Origin of the sequence: Streptomyces bikiniensis, assembly GCF_000716625.1 — a bacterium.
Lineage (GTDB): Bacteria > Actinomycetota > Actinomycetes > Streptomycetales > Streptomycetaceae > Streptomyces > Streptomyces bikiniensis.
The window spans coordinates 83,787-101,218 of sequence record NZ_JNXJ01000005.1 but is presented as its reverse complement, the minus strand read 5'-3'; the positions used below and the strand labels follow the sequence as shown (position 1 = coordinate 101,218).

At 74.2% G+C, this 17,432-nt stretch carries 14 protein-coding genes; 6 read left to right on the top strand and 8 right to left on the bottom strand.

What is annotated here, in order from left to right:
- The first annotated feature begins 191 nt into the window (after positions 1 to 191).
- Positions 192 to 1,583: an aldehyde dehydrogenase family protein gene (locus OO47_RS04815; RefSeq protein WP_030212887.1), complete on the top strand. Its 1,392-nt coding sequence runs from the start codon at positions 192 to 194 to the stop codon at positions 1,581 to 1,583.
- A 110-nt stretch (positions 1,584 to 1,693) separates the two neighbouring features.
- Positions 1,694 to 2,776 carry a Zn-dependent alcohol dehydrogenase gene (locus OO47_RS04810; RefSeq protein WP_030212889.1) on the top strand — a complete coding sequence of 361 codons (1,083 nt, stop codon included), beginning with the start codon at positions 1,694 to 1,696 and terminating at the stop codon, positions 2,774 to 2,776.
- An 82-nt stretch (positions 2,777 to 2,858) separates the two neighbouring features.
- Here the strand turns inward: OO47_RS04810 and OO47_RS04805 are convergent, their stop codons facing one another.
- The 3 genes from OO47_RS04805 to OO47_RS04795 form a co-directional block, all read right to left on the bottom strand.
- Positions 2,859 to 3,560 (bottom strand): DsbA family oxidoreductase, encoded by a 702-nt coding sequence (locus OO47_RS04805; RefSeq protein WP_030212891.1) that lies wholly within the window; start codon positions 3,558 to 3,560, stop codon positions 2,859 to 2,861.
- A 53-nt stretch (positions 3,561 to 3,613) separates the two neighbouring features.
- The gene (locus OO47_RS04800; protein WP_030212895.1) at positions 3,614 to 4,414 is read right to left on the bottom strand and encodes an MBL fold metallo-hydrolase; all 801 of its coding nucleotides are present in this window, start codon (positions 4,412 to 4,414) and stop codon (positions 3,614 to 3,616) included.
- Between the two features lie 94 nt (positions 4,415 to 4,508).
- Positions 4,509 to 5,456 carry a DMT family transporter gene (locus OO47_RS04795; protein ID WP_030212898.1) on the bottom strand — a complete coding sequence of 316 codons (948 nt, stop codon included), beginning with the start codon at positions 5,454 to 5,456 and terminating at the stop codon, positions 4,509 to 4,511.
- Positions 5,457 to 5,669: 213 nt separating this feature from the next.
- On the opposite strand from OO47_RS04795, the gene OO47_RS04790 reads away from it, so the two are divergent.
- The gene (locus tag OO47_RS04790; protein ID WP_030212901.1) at positions 5,670 to 6,338 is read left to right on the top strand and encodes a TetR/AcrR family transcriptional regulator; all 669 of its coding nucleotides are present in this window, start codon (positions 5,670 to 5,672) and stop codon (positions 6,336 to 6,338) included.
- A gap of 104 nt (positions 6,339 to 6,442) precedes the next feature.
- On the opposite strand, the gene OO47_RS04785 is transcribed toward OO47_RS04790, so the two are convergent.
- Together OO47_RS04785 and OO47_RS04780 are read right to left on the bottom strand one after the other, a co-directional pair.
- A complete protein-coding gene (locus OO47_RS04785; RefSeq protein ID WP_030212904.1) occupies positions 6,443 to 7,357 on the bottom strand; it encodes a DMT family transporter in 915 nt (304 codons plus the stop codon).
- A 67-nt stretch (positions 7,358 to 7,424) separates the two neighbouring features.
- Positions 7,425 to 8,981, bottom strand: coding sequence for an ABC transporter substrate-binding protein (locus tag OO47_RS04780; protein WP_030212907.1), 1,557 nt, complete (start codon positions 8,979 to 8,981; stop codon positions 7,425 to 7,427).
- 964 nt (positions 8,982 to 9,945) lie between these two features.
- Here OO47_RS04780 and OO47_RS04775 point away from each other — a divergent pair.
- Positions 9,946 to 12,816: a helix-turn-helix transcriptional regulator gene (locus OO47_RS04775; RefSeq protein ID WP_030212910.1), complete on the top strand. Its 2,871-nt coding sequence runs from the start codon at positions 9,946 to 9,948 to the stop codon at positions 12,814 to 12,816.
- Here the strand turns inward: OO47_RS04775 and OO47_RS04770 are convergent.
- Entirely contained in the window at positions 12,813 to 13,130 is a 318-nt protein-coding gene (locus tag OO47_RS04770; protein WP_030212915.1) for a hypothetical protein, read from the bottom strand. The two genes, OO47_RS04775 and OO47_RS04770, sit on opposite strands and share 4 nt — an antisense overlap.
- A gap of 463 nt (positions 13,131 to 13,593) precedes the next feature.
- Between OO47_RS04770 and OO47_RS04765 the strand changes: the two genes are divergently transcribed.
- Positions 13,594 to 14,799, top strand: coding sequence for a S1 family peptidase (locus OO47_RS04765; protein ID WP_030212919.1), 1,206 nt, complete (start codon positions 13,594 to 13,596; stop codon positions 14,797 to 14,799).
- A 205-nt stretch (positions 14,800 to 15,004) separates the two neighbouring features.
- Positions 15,005 to 15,964, top strand: coding sequence for a hypothetical protein (locus tag OO47_RS04760; protein WP_078489478.1), 960 nt, complete (start codon positions 15,005 to 15,007; stop codon positions 15,962 to 15,964).
- 15 nt (positions 15,965 to 15,979) lie between these two features.
- Here the strand turns inward: OO47_RS04760 and OO47_RS04755 are convergent, their stop codons facing one another.
- Together OO47_RS04755 and OO47_RS04750 are read right to left on the bottom strand one after the other, a co-directional pair.
- Positions 15,980 to 16,675 carry an ArsR/SmtB family transcription factor gene (locus OO47_RS04755; protein WP_030212925.1) on the bottom strand — a complete coding sequence of 232 codons (696 nt, stop codon included), beginning with the start codon at positions 16,673 to 16,675 and terminating at the stop codon, positions 15,980 to 15,982.
- A gap of 18 nt (positions 16,676 to 16,693) precedes the next feature.
- A complete protein-coding gene (locus OO47_RS04750; protein WP_030212928.1) occupies positions 16,694 to 17,377 on the bottom strand; it encodes a TetR/AcrR family transcriptional regulator in 684 nt (227 codons plus the stop codon).
- Positions 17,378 to 17,432 lie beyond the last annotated feature (55 nt).

Genomic DNA, 17,432 nt, shown 5'->3' with positions numbered 1-17,432 from the left:
CCTGTCCGGTTCCGCCGTGGACGGCGCCCGGCCCCGGGCGGCACGATCGGCTCCGTACCGGAACCCCGCAGAGGCGCCGGGGCCGGTCCGGCACTGAGACCCGGGGCACGCTCCACCACCCTGGCGCCGGAAAACTAACGGCGCTAGTTTGGATGGGCGACGAACCCGTCGGTAACGTGAGGAGACAGCGGATGAAGGCGCACGACGCGATGTACATCGGCGGGGAGTGGCGCCCCGCCTCCTCCACGGAGACCATCTCGGTGGTCAACCCGGCGGACGAGCAGGTCGTCGGCCACGTCCCGGCCGGCACCGCCGAGGACGTCGACGCCGCCGTACGCGCCGCCCGCGCCGCGCTGCCCGGCTGGGCCGCCACCCCGCCCGCCGAGCGCTCCGCCCGCATCGCCGCCCTGCGCGACGCGCTCGCCGCCCGCGCGGAGGAGATCGCCGCCACCGTCACCGCCGAGCTCGGCGCCCCGCCGCAGCTCGCCGCCGCCGTCCACGCCGGACTGCCGATCGCCGTCGCCGGCACGTACGCCGAACTCGCCGCCACCCACCCCTTCGAGGAGAAGGTCGGCAACTCCACCGTCTACGCCGAGCCGGTCGGCGTCGTCGCCGCGATCACCCCCTGGAACTACCCGCTCCACCAGATCGTTGCCAAGGTCGCCCCGGCCCTCGCGGCCGGCTGCACCACCGTCCTCAAGCCCGCCGAGGACACCCCGCTCACCGCGCAGCTCTTCGCCGAGGCCGTCCACGAGGCGGGCCTGCCCGCCGGCGTCTTCAACCTGGTCACCGGCCTCGGCCCGGTCGCCGGCCAGGCGCTGGCCGAGCACCCGGACGTCGACCTCGTCTCCTTCACCGGCTCCACCGCCGTCGGCCGCCGCATCGGCGCCCTCGCGGGCGGCGCGGTCAAGCGGGTCGCCCTCGAACTCGGCGGCAAGTCCGCCAACGTCATCCTGCCGAGCGCCGACCTGCCCAAGGCCGTCGCCGTCGGCGTCGCCAACGTCATGTCCAACTCCGGCCAGACATGCAGCGCCTGGACCCGCATGCTGATCCCCGCCGACCGGTACGAGGAGGCCGTGGCGCTCGCCGCCGAGGCCGTCGCCAAGTACGTCCCCGGCGAGCGCGTCGGCCCGCTGGTCAACGCCAAGCAGCAGGAGCGCGTCCGCGGCTACATCGAGAAGGGCATCGAGGAGGGCGCCCGGCTCGTCGCCGGCGGCCCCGAGGCCCCGCGCGAGACCGGCTACTACGTCTTCCCGACCGTCTTCGCCGACGTCACCCCGGACATGACCATCGCCCAGGAGGAGATCTTCGGGCCGGTCGTCTCGCTCCTGAAGTACGAGGACGAGGAGGAGGCCCTCGCCATCGCCAACGGCACCGTCTACGGACTCGCCGGGGCCGTCTGGGGCGACCCCGAGGAGGCCGTCGCCTTCGCCCGCCGCATGGACACCGGCCAGGTCGACATCAACGGCGGCCGCTTCAACCCGCTGGCCCCCTTCGGCGGCTACAAGCAGTCCGGCGTCGGCCGGGAGCTGGGCGCGCACGGCCTCGCCGAGTACCTCCAGACCAAGTCCCTGCAGTTCTGAGCCCGCGCCCTTCCTCGACACGGTCCCCAGCCCCAAGCCCCAAGCCCCAAGTCCCGAGTCCCAAGTCCCGAGTCCCAAGTCCCGAGTCCCGAGGAGCACCGCACGTGAGCCTGATCCGCGCCGCCGTCCTGCCCGCCGTCGGTGCTCCGCTGGAGATAGCCGGCATCGAGCTCCCGGAGCCCGGCCCCGGCCAGGTCCGGGTCCGCCTCGTCGCCGCCGGCGTGTGCCACTCCGACCTCTCCCTCTCCAACGGCACCATGCGCGTACCGGTCCCGGCCGTCCTCGGCCACGAGGGCTCCGGCACCGTCGTCTCCGTCGGCGAGGGCGTCACGCACGTGGCCCCCGGCGACGGGGTCGTCCTCAACTGGGCCCCCTCCTGCGGCGCGTGCCACGCCTGCTCGCTCGGGGAGGTCTGGCTCTGCGCCGACGCCCTGACCGGCGCGGGCAACGTCCACGCCCGCACCCAGGACGGCACCGAGCTCCACCCCGGCCTCAACGTCGCCGCCTTCGCCGAGGAGACGGTCGTCGCCGCCCGCTGCGTCCTGCCCGTGCCCGACGGCGTCCCGCTCGCCGACGCCGCCCTGCTCGGCTGCGCCGTCCTCACCGGCTGGGGCGCGGTCCACCACTCCGCCCGGGTCCGGGAGGGCGAGACCGTCGCGGTGTACGGCGTCGGCGGCGTGGGCCTCGCCGCGCTCCAGGCCGCCCGGATCGCGGGCGCCCCGACGATCGTCGCCGTGGACGTCTCCCCGGAGAAGGAGGCCCTCGCGCGGGCGGCCGGGGCCACCGAGTACGTCGTCGCCTCCGACACCACGGCGAAGGACGTCAGGAAGCTGACCGGAGGTCAGGGCGTCGACGTGGCCGTGGAGTGCGTGGGCCGCGCCGTCACCATCCGCACCGCCTGGGAGTCGACCCGGCGCGGTGGCCGGACCACGGTCGTCGGCATCGGCGGCAAGGACCAGCAGGTCACCTTCAACGCCCTGGAGATCTTCCACTGGGGCCGCACCCTGGCCGGCTGCGTCTACGGCAACTCGAACCCGGCCGAGGACCTGCCGGTGCTCGCCGGACACATCCGGGCCGGCCGGTTCGACATGGGCTCCCTGGTCACCGAGCGGATCACCCTGGACGGCATCCCCGGCGCCTTCGACAACATGCTCGCGGGCAAGGGCGGCCGGGCCCTGGTCGTCTTCCCCTGAGGCGGTACGGACCGAGGACGGGGCGTGGGCCGCGCGAGCGGCCCGCGCGGTGACGGCGGCGGATCCGACCGCACCGCGGCCGTCACCCGGCGGCGGCCCGGAGCAGGATGTCCTCGTACACCTCCGGGTCGTCGGAGGCGACCACCGGCCAGCCGATGCCGTACGCCCCCTCCCAGCGCACGTCGATGCCGGGGTTGGCGTGGTCGGAGCCGTCGGGCAGGAACAGGTGGGGGCTGCAGTCGATCCGGTCGGTCCGGGAGAGCGCGGTCTGGTCCGCGAGGGCCCGGCGGGCCCGCCCGTCGTCCAGCGCCTCGGCGAGGGCGTCGACGTCCACCGCGCCGGTGGCCGCGGCCACGTCCAGGATCACCTTGCGGTGGCTGATGCACCGCGACTCGGCCCAGAAGGCCCGGCGCAGCCCGAGGTCGAGCCGCTCCGAGGCGCGCGGGCCCTGCTCCTTCGCGGCGAGGACCGCCTCCAGGGCGGGCAGCGTGGTCGAGGGGTACAGCCAGTCCTTGGCCTGCCACAACTGCCAGCCGGCGCCCGGCTCCAGGCCGGCCATCCGGGCCACCTCGCTGTCCGTGCCGGGGCGCGGGCTCGGGGCGTCGTTCAGCAGTTCGAGGGGAAAGGCGCGCAGATCGAAGGAGACCCGCTCCTCCAGGCCGAGCCGGGCCCGGGTGGTGTGCAGCCGGTGGACGGCGATGTGCGCGAAGGAGCACCAGATGTCGGAGAAGACGGTGATGGTGCCGGGCGGCGGGGCCGGGTCGGTGAGGGCGGGGCCGGGCATGGTTCTCCTCGGTTCGTGGAGGGCGGAAGCGAACGGGGGGCGGTGCAGGGGGCTCAGCCGGCAGGGGACTCGTGGGCGTCGAGCGCCGCTTCGAGGTCGAGGTCGGCGCCGGGCAGCCAGGCGGGCAGCGAGGGGATGCGGGCCATGGCGTCGAAGAGCCGGGGCACGGCGTCCTCGCGCACGGTCGGCCCGTGCGCGCTCAGCAGGCGCGCGGGCTTCAGGGCGGCGAGCTCCCGCACCGGCCGGAGGAACTTCGCCTCGTCGACCAGTGCGGTCCAGGGCGCTATCGCCCGGTTCAGCACCTCGAACCCGTGGAAGAACTCCTCCTCGTCGAGGTCGGCGAAGTCCTGGACCCTCCCCTCCACCACCGTGCCGAAGCTGTCGGAGCTGTAGAGCGTGCCGTCGGAGTGGTCGAACACGGCGAGGGTCCCGGGCGAGTCGAACGTGGGCGGCCGGTGGAAGCTCAGCTCGCGGTCGCCGGTCCTCACACGGTTCCCCGGGTTGGCGGTCACCAGGCGCTCCTGCGGAATCCCGAACTCCTCGGACATGCGCGTCACCGCTGTCGCGTTGGCGAGCACCTTCGCGCACGGGGCGGCCTCCAGGACGCGGGTGAGGGCGCCGGTGTGGTCGCGGTCGTCGTGGGTGACGACGATCCAGCGCAGGTCGGCGGGGTCGAGGAGCGACCACAGGGAGTCCAGGAAGCCCTCCCGGTCCACGGGCATGCCGGTGTCCACCAGGACGGGCTGTCCGGACCGTAGGAGGAAGGCGTTCACCGGCTGGTCGCCGAGACCGGGGACGGGCAGGGCCGAGGGGAGGACGTGGAGGTCCGGCCCGGCGGTGTACGACGCTTTCATGACGCACCTTTCATGACGCACCTCTCGTGACGCAGCTTTCGTGACGTGTCTTGCACGTCCTGGCTTTCACGTCGTGTCTTTCGTGACACCCCGGTCAGACGAGCTGGATGGTCAGGGAGCCGGCGAGGAGCAGGGCGAGGCCCAGGGCGCGCGGCTTGGTGAGGGAGCGCTGCGGGAGCTTGAACAGGCCCTTGTGGTCGATGAGCGCGGAGGTCAGCTGCTGGCCCGTCACGGTCAGGGCGATGGTCACCGCCGCGCCGATGGACGGGATGAGCAGGAAGGTGCCGGTGACGTAGGCGGCGGCACAGGCGCCACCGAGCCAGCCCCACCAGGGCATCTTCTTCAGCGGGGCGATCCTGGGCTTCGGGGTGCGCCGGGTCGCGTAGAGCACGAGCAGGACGACGGCGATGGTGAAGGTCGCCACGGCGAAGCTGATCACCGCGACGGTGAGGGGCTCCTTGAGCTGGGCGCGCAGCTGGGCGTTGACCGCACCCTGCACCGGCAGCGCGCCGCCGGCCACGATGCCGAGGGCGAGCCGTCCGGCGCGCCCGGCGCGTCCGGCGCTCGACGTCCCGGGGGCGCCGGCGGGGGCCGCGGCCTTCATGCCCCGGATGATCACGACGATGCCCGCGAGGACCGCCACGGCGCCCAGGACGATGCCGGCGCTCAGCTCCTGCCGCTCCAGGCCGAGGAGGCCGAAGAGGTCGAGCGCGAGCGAGGCGAACATCTGGCCGGTGACGAAGAGCCCGACGGCGGCGAGGGCGCCGAGCCGGGGGAAGAGCAGGATGCCGCTGGTGATGTAGAGCGGGCTGGCGAGACCGCCGAGCAGCTGCCAGGGCTCGACGTCGGGCAGTCCGCCGAGCGCGCCGAGCGCCCCGGCCGCCACCGCGAGGACGACGAGCAGGCCGGTCGCGACGCCGAGCTGGAGGGTCGAGGCGCCGTAGGGGGTGCCCACGGCCGAGTTGAGCTGGAGGTTCACCGAGGCCTGGACGGCCAGCAGGCAGCCGACCAGGAGGGCCGCGGCGAGGAGCGCGGTGTGCATGGGATCTCCCTGGGGCGGGATGGCGAGCAGCAAGTGGACACTGAGTCCGTTTAGCATGCCACTCAATACGCCAAGTGGACAAGGTGTCCACTTATTCTGGAAGGGAGTCGGAAGGAAGCCGAAGAGACCCGGAAGGAGCTGGAAGAAGCCGGAGGGAGCCGGGAGGAAGTCGGAAAGGAAAAGGGAGAACATGAGGGAAGTAGGGTCGGGCCCATGAGCGACGACGAGCAGCGGGGCGGCGGGGCCGGCTCCGCGCACCGGGCCGGCGGGCTCCTCGGCGACCTCCAGGCCGCGGACGAGCGGCCGGTCGCCCCGCGCAGACGCGCGGACGCCGAGCGGAACCGCGCCCAGATCCTGGCCGCGGCCGAGCGGCTCTTCGCCGAACAGGACCCCCGGTCGGTCACCATGGACCGGATCGCCAAGGCCGCCGGAGTGGGGCGCGCCACCCTGTACCGGAGCTTCGCCGACCCCTCCTCGGTCGCCGTCGCGCTGCTCGACGAGCACGAGCGCCGGCTCCAGGGGCAGCTCGTCCACGGACCCCCGCCGCTCGGACCCGGCGCGCCGCCGGACGAGCGGCTCGCGGCGTTCTACCTGGCGATGCTCGACCTCCTCGAACGGCACCTGCCGCTGGCCCTGGGGGCGGAGACGGGCCCGGCGCGCTTCCGGACGGGCGCGTACGGCTTCTGGCGCGTCCACGTCCGGACGCTCCTCGTCGACCACGGGGTCGAGGACCCGGACCCGCTGACCGACATCGCGCTCAGCCCCCTGTCGCCGGAGCTCTTCCAGTTCCAGCGCCGTGAACTCGGCCTGTCGGTCGAACGCGTCGGCCGCTCGCTGACGTCCTTCGCCCGCCAGTTGCTGCGGTCGGGGAACGCGGTCTGAGAACTCCTCGGGAGGGCCGGGCTCCGGAGCGGAGTCGTACGAACGTCCGCCCCGGAGCCCGGCCCGTCAGGCGGACTCGAACGTCCGTCCCGGAGCCCGCCCCGTCAGGCGGACTCGGTCGGCGCCGTGGCGGCGGAACTCCGCGGCCGGGAGCGGGAGACCGCCACGCCCGCGAGGCACAGCGCGCCCCCGGCGAGGGTGAGCGGCCCGGGCAGCTCGCCCAGGAAAGCCCACGCGAGCAGCACCACGAGGGCGGGCACGGCGTACGTCGTCGCGCCCATCCGTCCGGCGGTCGTACGGGCCAGGGCGTAGGCCCAGGTCGTGAACGCGAGCGCGGTCGGGAACACCCCGAGGTAGACCATGTTCAGGGTCGCGGACAGCGGCGCCCGCCCCACCTCCCCGGCCAGCTGCCCGGCGAACGGCAGGCACGCCACCGCCCCCACCAGGCAGCCGAACGTCGTCACCTGGAGCGCGCTGCCGTGCGCGAGCGCCGGCTTCTGGGCGACGACCCCGCCCGCGTACGCCACCGCCGCGAGCAGGCAGAGGGCGACCCCCAGCACCGAGGCGTGGCCGCCGGCGGAACCCCGGGACATCGAGAGGCCGACGGTCACCGCGCCCGCGAACGAGACCGCCATGCCCGCGAGCAGCCGGGGCGGCAGGGACTCCCCGAGGAACCGCGCGCCGAGCAGGGCGATCAAGATCGGCCCGACGTTCACCACCATCGCGGCCGTGCCCGCGTCGACCTCCTGCTCGCCCCAGTTGAGCACCACCATGTACACCCCGAACCAGAGCAGCCCCGAGACCGCGATCCCCGGCCACGCGGCCCGGGGCGGCAATCCCTCCCGCCGCACCAGGAGGACGGCGCCGAGGACCAGAGCCCCGGAGAGGAGCCGTCCGAGCGCGAGCGCGCCGGGGGAGTAGGCGGCCCCCGCGGTGCGGATGGAGACGAAGGCGGAGGCCCACAGGACGACGGTGACACCGGCCGCGGCGAACGCGAGCCGGGAGGACGACTTCTGCATGCCCCGACGGTAGGCGGAGGACCGTTCGGGGCCCACCGCAATATCCCCGAGGACGCGGCTGCCCCGTCTACCGCTCCCGGCGCAGCTCCCACAGGCGCCACACCCCGCTGTTGTCCGCGACGAGGTAGTGGCCTCCGGTGACCGCCGGCCGGGCCGCCACGTAGTTCTTCTTCTGCCAGAGGGGCACCAGCGGGACCTCCTTCGCCACCACCCGCTGGATCGCCCGGAACCGGTCGACGCTCCTGTCGCGCTCGACGAACCGCTGCGTCACCTTGATGGAGCCGTCGATCTCGGCCGACGCGTAGCCGTTGTGAAGGGCGTTGCCGCTCCCCACCAGCGGCTGGACGAACGTGTCGGGATCGGGGAAGTCGGGACTCCACTGCAGGACGTAGGCGTCGAACTCACCGCTCTTGTACCGCTCCTGGTACGTGACCCAGTCGGCCTCCTCGACCAGTTCGACCCGGAACAGACCCTTCCGCTCCAACTGCGTCTTCAGTTCGCGCGCCTCGACGGCGGCGCTGCCGACCTGGTGGCCCAGGGTGATCCGTACCGGAGTGCGAACGCCCGCCTCGCGCAGCCGCCGCGCCGCCCACCGCGGGTCCGATTCGGGGTACACGTCGTAGAAGTCGGTGCTGTGCCCCGTGACGCCTCGCGGGACGAGCGAGTAGAGCGGCGACACGGTGTCCTTGAACACCGCGTCCGCCAGGCGCCCCCGGTCGACGAGCGCGGCGACGGCTCCGCGGACCGCGACGTTCCCCAGGGGGCGGTGCGGCGGGCGCGTGTTCAGGACGAGGTGGCGCGCCACCGTGCTCTCCCCGACGGAGAGGCGCACGTCCGGGTCCTCGCCGTTCTCGAGGGTCGCCAGCGTCGCGGCGGTGAGCCCGGCGTGGGCGATGTCGATCTCCTTCGCGTTCCACGCCTTCTCCACCTCCTGGGAGGTCTTGTAGTAGCGGATCTCGACCGGCCGGCCCTTCCCGGGGACGGCACCCCTGTACGAGGGGTTCGGTACGAGCGCGATCCGGGCGCCCTTCTCGTAGGAGGAGACGACGTACGGCCCCGAGCCCGGGAAGGTCCGCCCGGTCCGGAGCCCGCTCCGGGGGAACTCGGCCGGATCGACGATGGACCCCGCCGGTGTGGCGATCTTGGAGGGCCAGGTGGCGTCCTCCGCCGAGAGGCGGAAGGTCACGAAGGGGCCGCTCGCCTCCACCGAGAGGAGGTTCGCGAACAGCGGCGAGGGCCCGAGCGGGTCCCGGATGCCCAGGATGCGGTCGAACGAGTGCTTCACGGCTTCGGCGGTGACCGGATGCCCGTTGGAGAACGTGAGGTCCCCGCGCACCTTGCACCGGTAGGTGGTCAGGGACTCGGTGAACCCGCACGATTCGGCCGCGTCGGGCCGGGGGACGGTCGCCCCGGGGTCGAAGGTGAGCAGGGCCTGGTAGATGTTGCTGTACAGCGCCCAGGACCCGCTGTCGTAACCCCCGGCGGGGTCGAGGTGGGTGAGGCCGTTCGCCGTTCCGATGACGACGGGCTCTTCGGGCGGGGTCGTGAACGGCAGCAGCCGGTACCCGCAGGCCGCCAGTAACACGCAGGCTCCCGCCGTGATGCCGAGGCCTCTGCGCTTCATGTGATCGTCTTCCTTCTGCGTGGGGGGAGTCGTCGGCGGACGGCCGACGCGATGCCGAGCGGCCCCGGCGGGGCAGGCCGCCGGGGCCGCTCGGGCACCGGGGGAGGGGCCGGTGCGCCCGGGCCCGTCGTGGCGCGGTCGGCCGCCGTGGGGGGCGGGTGATCGACCGGTGGGCGGAAACCTACGAACGGGGGCGGCCGGAAGACCATCCGGGGAGCCGCACATACGGACACCTATTTATCTCGACGCGGACCGCGACGGCCGGGGAGCGGTGGGCGGCGCCCGGGGCGGCACCGGAGGGTTGATTGCGTATCCGTGGAACCGGCTCTCCGGATGTTCGGGGGTGCGGGCGGGACCCTAGGTTCGGGTGCCGGCCGACCGGACTCGCGGTTCCGTACGAAAGCTGCGCGGGACCGGTCCAGCCTCGGTCGGCCGGTATGGTGCACGGGCGTGCGGAACGAGCTGTGCGCGCCGCCCTCGGGCAGTCCCGGCCGGATGGCATTGCGCCCTGCTTTTCGCAGTCGGCGACGGGCGTGCTCCGCGGCGCGCCCGTCGCCGAAGGCTCTTCCGCGCGCCCGGGCACTCGTTCCCGTGGAATTCCGGGAAGAACGCGAGCAGCCCCTCGCGAATCCGCGCCGCCTCCCACCGCCGATTTCGGACCGCGCTTCACATCGCGCGGCCTTTTTCTGTTTCGTGCGGGAAGGGAGGTGGAAATCCCGCTCCCGTTTCCGTGTGCCGCCGTCGGCTCCTTGATACGGTTCCGGAATCGACTCGCGCGGAATTCCGCCGACGGAAGTCGGCAGAGGACGGCAGGAGTCGGCAGAGCTCGGCGGAGGCCGAGAGCGGGCGGCAGAGGTCGGCAGAGGTCGGCAGAAGTCGAGAGCGGGCGACAGAGGTCGGCAGAGCTCGGCAGAAGTCGAGAGCGGGCGACAGAGGTCGGAAGAGGGAGAGCGGGGATGGCGGCGTGAACGAGGCGCGTGGTTCCGCTCTGCGGCCCCTGGCCCGGGTCCTCGCCGACGGGCGTGCCGAACCGGTGCTGCTGTTCGTCGAAGGCCCCGCCGGCACCGGGAAGAGCCATCTGCTCCAGGAACTCGCCGACCTGCCCGGGACGGTGGACACGGTCCGCGTGCGGTGGCGGTGCGGGGCCGACGGCGGGCCGCCGGACGGGGACGCGCACCGGCGGGTGCCGACCCTGTGGCTGGTGGACGACGTGCACCGGGCGGACGAGGACGAGCTGCGGCGGCTGCGCCGGGTCCTGGAGGGCCTGGGGCCGGGCTCGGCGGCGGCCGTGGCCTATCGCCCCGAGGAACTTCCCGTGCCCGGACTGCCGCTGGGCGGCCCGCCGCTGACGTACCCCTCCCGCCTGACGGTGCTCCGGCACCGCCCGGCGCCCTGGGACGAGGAACGCGTCCGCCGCGCCGCCGCGGAGGCGCTGGAGGCCGACTGCACCCCCGAAGCGGTGCGCAGGCTGCGCGAACTGACCGGCGGCGTCCCCCGGGTGGTCGTCGACCTCCTCGCCGTACTGGGGGAACGGCATCCGCCCTTCGCCGGTACGGCAGCGGAGGTGGAGGCGGCCGGGGTGCCGGCCCGCCTGGCCGAGCTGGTGCTGAGCCGTACGCACGCACTGTCCCCGGCCCACCGCCCGGTGGTCTGGGCGGCCGCCGTCCTCGGCGAACCCGCCGGCCGCGACGAGCTGGTCGCGGTCTCGGGCCTCGGAGCCGCGGCGGGAGGCGACGCGCTGCTGCGGGCCCTGGAGACCGCCGCCCTGGCGGAGCCGGTCGAGGGCCGCTACGGCTTCGCCGTCCCGCTGGCCGCTCCTGCCGTACGGGCCTCCGTGCCCGGACCCGTCCGCCAGGACCTGCACGGACGGGCGGCGAGGACGCTGAGCGGCAGACGGCCCGTGCCCTGGGCCGACGTGGCCGAACACCACAGGGCGGCCGGCGACACCCGCAGATGGCTCGGGGCGGTGGAGCGGGCGGCCGAGTCGGCGGCGGCGTCCGGCCGGCACGAGCAGGCCGTCGCGCTCCTCGAACGGACCCTCGCCACGCCCGGCCTGCCCCCGCGGAGCCGGGCCCGTCTCGCACCGCTCCTCGCCCGCAGCGCGGTGACCGGACTGCGCTCGGACCGGACCGTGGAGGTCCTCGCGCAGATCGTGCGGGACGCGTCCCTGCCCCCGGCCGTACGCGGAGAGCTGCGGCTCGACCTGGGGCTGATGCTGTGCAACCAGATGGGCCGCTTCCCCGAGGGATGGCGGATGCTGGAGATCGCCGCCGCCGAGCTGCGCGAGGTCCGGCCCGGCCTGGCCGCGCGCGCCATGACGGCACTGTCCAGCCCCTACTGGCCGGGCAGTTCCCTCGACGTCCACCGGAGATGGCTGGCCGAGGCCACCGCCGCGGCGGACGCCAGCGGGGACGAACCCATGCGCACGGCGGTCCTGGCCGGCCGGGCGGGACTCGCCATGAGCTGCGCCGACCCGGGGGCGTGGGAACTGGCGAGGGAACTGCCCGCGGAGGACACGGACCCCGCGTGCGCCCGGCAGGCGGCGCGCGGCCTGTGCAACACGGCGGACTTCGCGGTCTGGCTCGGCTTCTACGAGCGGGCGGAGGACCTTCTCGCGGCGGGGAGCGACCTGTCCGCCCGGAGCGGCGCGCCGTACACGGAGTACAACGCACTGGGGACGCGGCTGCTCCAGGAGTGGTGGACCGGCCGGTGGCCCGGGCTCGCCGAGCGGTGCGAGGACTTCGTCGCCGCCACCGCCGACATGCCGTTCATCGCCTCCGACGCCTACGTCGTGCGCGGCCTGCTCGCGGTCGCCCAGGGGGACTGGGGAGAGGCGGTGTCCTGGCTGTCCCAACGGGGGACGTTCGGGACGGAGAAGCTGCCCGTGCCCCTGGGCGCGACGGCGGCCGGCGGCATGATCCGCCTCGCCCTGGCCCGCCAGGAGGTGGAGGCCGCGGCGGAACAGGCGCGTGCCGCCTGGGCGGTGGTGGCCGGGAAGGGCGTGTGGCCGTGGGCCGCGGAGCTCGCGCCGTGGGCCGTGGAGGCGCTGGCGCGCGCGGGTGACGGGGCGGCGGCGCACGCCGTGGTACGGGACTTCTCCCGGGGCCTCGGGCGGAGCGACGCGCCCGCCGCCAGGGCCGCGCTGATCTGGAGCAGGGCCGTACTCGCAGAGACGGAGGCGCCGGAGCGGGAAGGGCAGGACGGACGGGAAGGGCGGGAAGTACGGGAAGGGCGGGACGAACTGCTGCGGGCCGCGGAGCTGTACCGGGAGGCCTCGGCGGCCTACGCGGAGCTGCCCCGCCCCTACACCCGGGCGCTGACCGCGGAGGGCGCCGCGCGCTGCGTACTCGCGGCGCACACCGGGCCGGACGCCGGGCCGGGCGCGGAGTCCGGCACCGGGCCGGGCGCCGGACCGGAGGCAGGGCCCGGCACCGGGGCGGGCGTCGAGCCGGACACCGGGGACACCGCCGCGTCACCGGACCCGGCCCCCGAGCGCTCCGCCACCCCGGCGGCGATCGCCGAACTGGAGGACTGCGCCTGGAGCTTCACCGAGCTGGGGGCCGTCTGGGACGCGGCGCGGGCCAGGGCCCTGCTGCGCACCCGCCTGCCGGCGAAGAAGGGGCGGCCCCCCGGACGCCCCTCGTACGCCGACGAGCTGTCCCCCCGGGAGGCGGAGGTGGCCCAGCTCGCGGTCTCCGGCCTGACCAACCGGGAGATCGCCACCACCCTCCACCTCTCACCCCGGACGGTGGAGCAGCACATCGCCCGTGCCATGCGGAAGACCGGGGCGCTCTCCCGCCGCGACCTCGCCCACCGGCTGGGGGCCTCTTCCTAGAGGAGGCCCCGCCGGGGCAGGGCGGACCCGTAGTCCCGGAACGTCCCGTCGTGGGCCCAGGCGTCCACGGTCGCGGCCGTCCAGTCGAAGACCCAGCCGGGGCGCAGCCCGCGCGCTCCCCAGCCGTCCGGGCGCCTGCGGGGCAGCGGAAAGCCCGCCCTCTGCGCTGCGGCCGCCGTGTCGCAGGTCTCGCGCGCGATGCGGAGGGCGTCCGACCAGGTGTCGGCCGGCCCGGTGAGGACGTGCAGCCCGCACTGCTCGGGCCGTACGGAGTTCTTTATGGGGACATTGACCTGGAAGTAGACCTTGGCCATGGTGCCGTCTCCTCGGTTCCGCGCTTTCCCGTGCGGCGGGCTGCGCCCCTTCGGGCCGTTCGGCTTCACGTCCGCTCGACCGCCGGCCGGACCCCATCAACCTACGAACCGGACCGGGTCCTGAATATCCGGAAACGGCGAATCACCTATACGTATCCCGCACGCGTCCCGCGTATCCCGGCCCGTACGTATCCCGATCGCCGCGCGGGCCGGTCGGTGCCCCGGCGCACGACGATCCGATTTCGGCGGTGCGCTCTCCGGTCAACAGGAACTCCGTGAATTCTGTTGAAAACTGCCCGGCGCGCGTGTCTTGAAGTTCATTCGACCGCTGGGCGATAGTTCGGACCGCGGCGAGTTTCCCACTCTCCGTCAGGCAGGAACTGCCCTTCGACGGTGCGTTTTTGACGCATTTCGGCGATACACCCCCCATCGGGTTCCTGGCTGTCATCCGGAAGGAATCAACGTGCGTAACTCTCGTAAGTACCGCCTGGCCGCGGCGGGCATCGCGCTCTCGGCCTCGGCGGTCCTGGGGACCCAGACCCTGGCGCAGGCGCAGGACACGGCGTCCACCCCCCGCTACCAGCCCGAGATGGTCAAGGCGCTGGCCGCCTCGCTCGGCGTGAGCGAGAAGGCCGCGGTCGACCGCCTGGACCGGCAGGACGCCCAGCAGGCCAGGCTCGCCGAGCTGGTGAAGAGCGGGATATCCGGCGACGGCGCCTTCTTCGACGCCTCCGGCAAGCTGACCGTCAACGCCGGCGACAAGGCGGAGGCGACCAGGATCGAGAAGGCCGGCCTCGCCGCCCGGGTGCCGGCCCGGGGCCAGGCCGCACTCGACGGGATCAAGGCCGAGCTGGACGCCCTCGCGGCGAAGAAGACCCCCTCCGGGGTCGTCGGCTGGTCCGTGGACCTGGCCTCCGACAAGGTGACCGTCAAGGTCAACAACGACCGGGGCGCCGCCGCCAAGGCGTTCCTCGCCGCGGCCGCGAAGCACGGCGCCGCCGTCCGGATCGTGCGGGGCCAGCAGGAGTTCGCGCCCCAGGCCGCGATCTACCCCGGCAGCAAGATGACGTTCAACAACACCAGCAACTACTGTTCCGTCGGCTACGGCGCCCGCGACAGCTCCGGCAAGCAGTACCTGGTGACCGCCGGGCACTGCGTCACCAACACCCTGCGCTACGACGGGACGGCCTTCGCCCAGGGGTACAAGACCCGCTACAAGCTCGGCACCAACAGCGTCGACATGGGCATCCTGACCGTCAACTCCGGTCACTCGATCACCACCGCCGTCGGCACCTGGGGCCAGGGCAGCACCAGCACGGTCGCCGTCAAGGGCTACAGCCGCGCCGCGTCCGGCGCCGCGCTCTGCAAGTCCGGCGCCACCACCGGCTGGACCTGCGGCAAGGTGGGCTCCTACAACAACACCGTCACCTACAAGGACCTGAACGGCGGCCCCGACACGGTCATCACCGGCCTCGCCACCTCCAGCGTCTGCACCGAGGGCGGTGACAGCGGCGGTGCGTACATCTCCGGCAACCAGGCCCAGGGCATGACCTCCGGCGGCCCGATCGGCCAGGAGTGCACCGGTGGGGTCAACTCCCGCGGCTCCTCGTACTTCCAGCCGCTCGACGACGCCCTCAAGTACTACGGTCTGACGCTCAACACCAACTGAGCGCATCCGTAAGAGGAACGGCCGGGGCCGCTCGCGGAACAAGGCGAGCGGCCCCACCCGCTCTCCGCCGGCGCCCCGCGTCCCACCCGCTCTCCGCCGGCGCCCCGCGTCCCACCCGCTCTCCGCCGGCGCCCCGCGTCCCGCCCGCCCTTCGACAGAAGCCCGCGCCCCACCCGCCCGTCGTCCCCGCCCGCTGGAAGACGCCATGCCGGACACCCCCCACACCGACGGCCCGGACACCTCCCACACCGACGGCCCGAACGTTCCCCGCCCCGACGGCCCGGATGCCATGTTCGCTGCCGTGTTCAGAGAGGCCCTGCGGCGGCGCGGCCTGCCGCTGGACCGCGTGCGCGACCACCTGGAGTCGTACGGGATCACCCTCAGCCTCGCCACCCTCAGCTACTGGCAGAGCGGCCGCAGCCTGCCGGAGAAGCCCCAGTCCCTGCGCGCCGTCGACGTCCTGGAGCCCTTCCTCGGCCTCCCGCGCGGCGCTCTGCGCTCGCTGTTGAGGCGCCGGCCGCGCGGCTGGGTCCCGCAGCACGACCCGGCCGCCCTCCGCGGCCTCTACGGCGAGGACTCCGACCTCGAAAAGGCCCTCGGCGACACCTTCCCGTACTTCAACGCCGGTCTGCGGCAGCTGGTCGTCCACGAGGCGGTGAACGTGAACGAGCACCGCCTCGTGGACGAGATGCGCGTCACCGTCGTGGTCAGGGCCGTCCGCGACGACGTGCGGCACCTGACGGTCGTCCACACCCTGGACACGGCGCAGGCCGGCGCGGTCGACCTCGCCGTCCCCCACGGGCCGCCCCCGAGCGTCCGGGCGCGGCCGGAGCTGAACTGCGTGGTCGCCGAGATCCCGCTCGGCCGCCGACTGGCCAGGAACGAGACCGCGGTCGTCGAGTACACGCTCCGCTCCGCCCCCGCCGAGGGCGTCTCCCACCACCACGAACGCCGTGTCACCACGCCCCTGCGGACCTATCTGCTCCAGGTCCGCTTCCACCCCTCGGCGGTGCCGTCGAGGTGCTGGCACTACTACCGCGGGCACCTCGGCGCCGAGCCCCGGAACCGGCAGCCGGCGCCCCTGGACGGCTTCCGCACGGCGCACCTGCTGCCCGTGAAGTGCCCACCGGGCGCGTACGGCATCGCCTGGCAGTGGACGGACTGAGCCCCGCCGCAACCGTCACCGCAGCGCCCCCGCCGTGATCCCCAGGCACGCCCGCAGCGCGGCCTCGCCCGCCGCGGTCACCTTCACGGCCCGCCCGGACCCGATCCGTACGCACCATCCGGCGCCGAGCGCGTGGCGGCAGAGCGCGGCGCCGGCCGCCCCCGCGAGGTGCGGCCGACGCTCGGTCCAGTCGAGGCAGCCGCGCGCGACGGGCCGCCGCCCCTTCCGTACGAGGGCGATGCCCTGCTCTCCGAACCAGGCCAGGCCCCGGTCCGTGAGCGCGAACCCGGTGTCCTGCCGCAGCAGTCCCCGGACGGTCATCGCCTCCGCGATCGCGATGCCGAGCCGCCCGGCGAGGTGGTCGTAGCAGGTCCGGCCGCGGGCCATCGCCTCCCCGGCGCTCGCCTCCCGCAGCGAGCGGGGCCGCGCGGGCACCGGGGGACCCGACCGGGCGGCCAGGTCCTCGACGAGCTGCGCGATCCCGGGGTCGGCGAGCCGCACGTACCGGTGCCGGCCCTGCCGCTCCTCGGTGAGCAGCCCGCCCCCGACCAGCCTTCCGAGGTGCTCGCTCGCGGTGGACGGGGCCACCCCCGCGTGCCGGGCGAGCTCCCCGGCGGTCCAGGCCCGCCCGTCGAGCAGGGCGAGCAGGAACGCGGCGCGGGTCCCGTCCGCGAAGAGCGCCGCGAGCGCGGCGAGGTCACTGGCCGTCATGCCCCCAGGCTGCCGTACTCACCCTTCGGCGGCGGCCGAAGCGTCGCGGATTCCGGCCGTCCGGGCCGCGTACTGCGCGGCGAGGCCGTCGAGGAGCGCCCGCAGGCCCGTCTCGAAGGCGCCCTCGTCCACCTGCCGGCGGTGCTCCGCGAGCAGGTGGGCCTGCCCGAGGTGGGGGTACTCGGCGGGGTCGTACGCCGTCTCGTCGTCGACGAAGCCGCCGGCGAAGGAGCCGAGGGCCGAGCCGGTGACGAAGTACCGCATCAGGGCGCCGATGTGCGTGGCCTGGGCCGGGGGCCAGCCCGCGCGGACCATCGCGCCGAAGACGGCGTCGGCGACCCGCAGTCCGGCCGGGCGGCGGCCGGGCCCCCGGGCGAGGACCGGGACGATGTGCGGGTGGTCGGCGAGGGCGGCGCGGTAGGAGACCGCCCAGTCGTGCAGCGCCGTCCGCCAGTCGCGGGGGTCGTCCGCCGCGAACATCGACAGGTCGACCTTCGCGCTCACCGCGTCCGCGACGGCGTCGAGGATCTCGTCCTTGGTGCGGAAGTGGTTGTAGAGCGAGGGCCCGCTCACCCCGAGCTCGGCCGCGAGCCGGCGGGTGGAGAGCGCGGCGAGCCCCTCCGCGTCGACCAGCGCGCCCGCCGTCTCGACGATGCGGTCTCGGCTGAGCAGGGGCTTGCGCGGTCGGGCCATGGCGCACATAGTAGGCCTGCGCTTGGAAAACTAGCAGTGGTAATTAAAGTGACCGCGGTCGGAC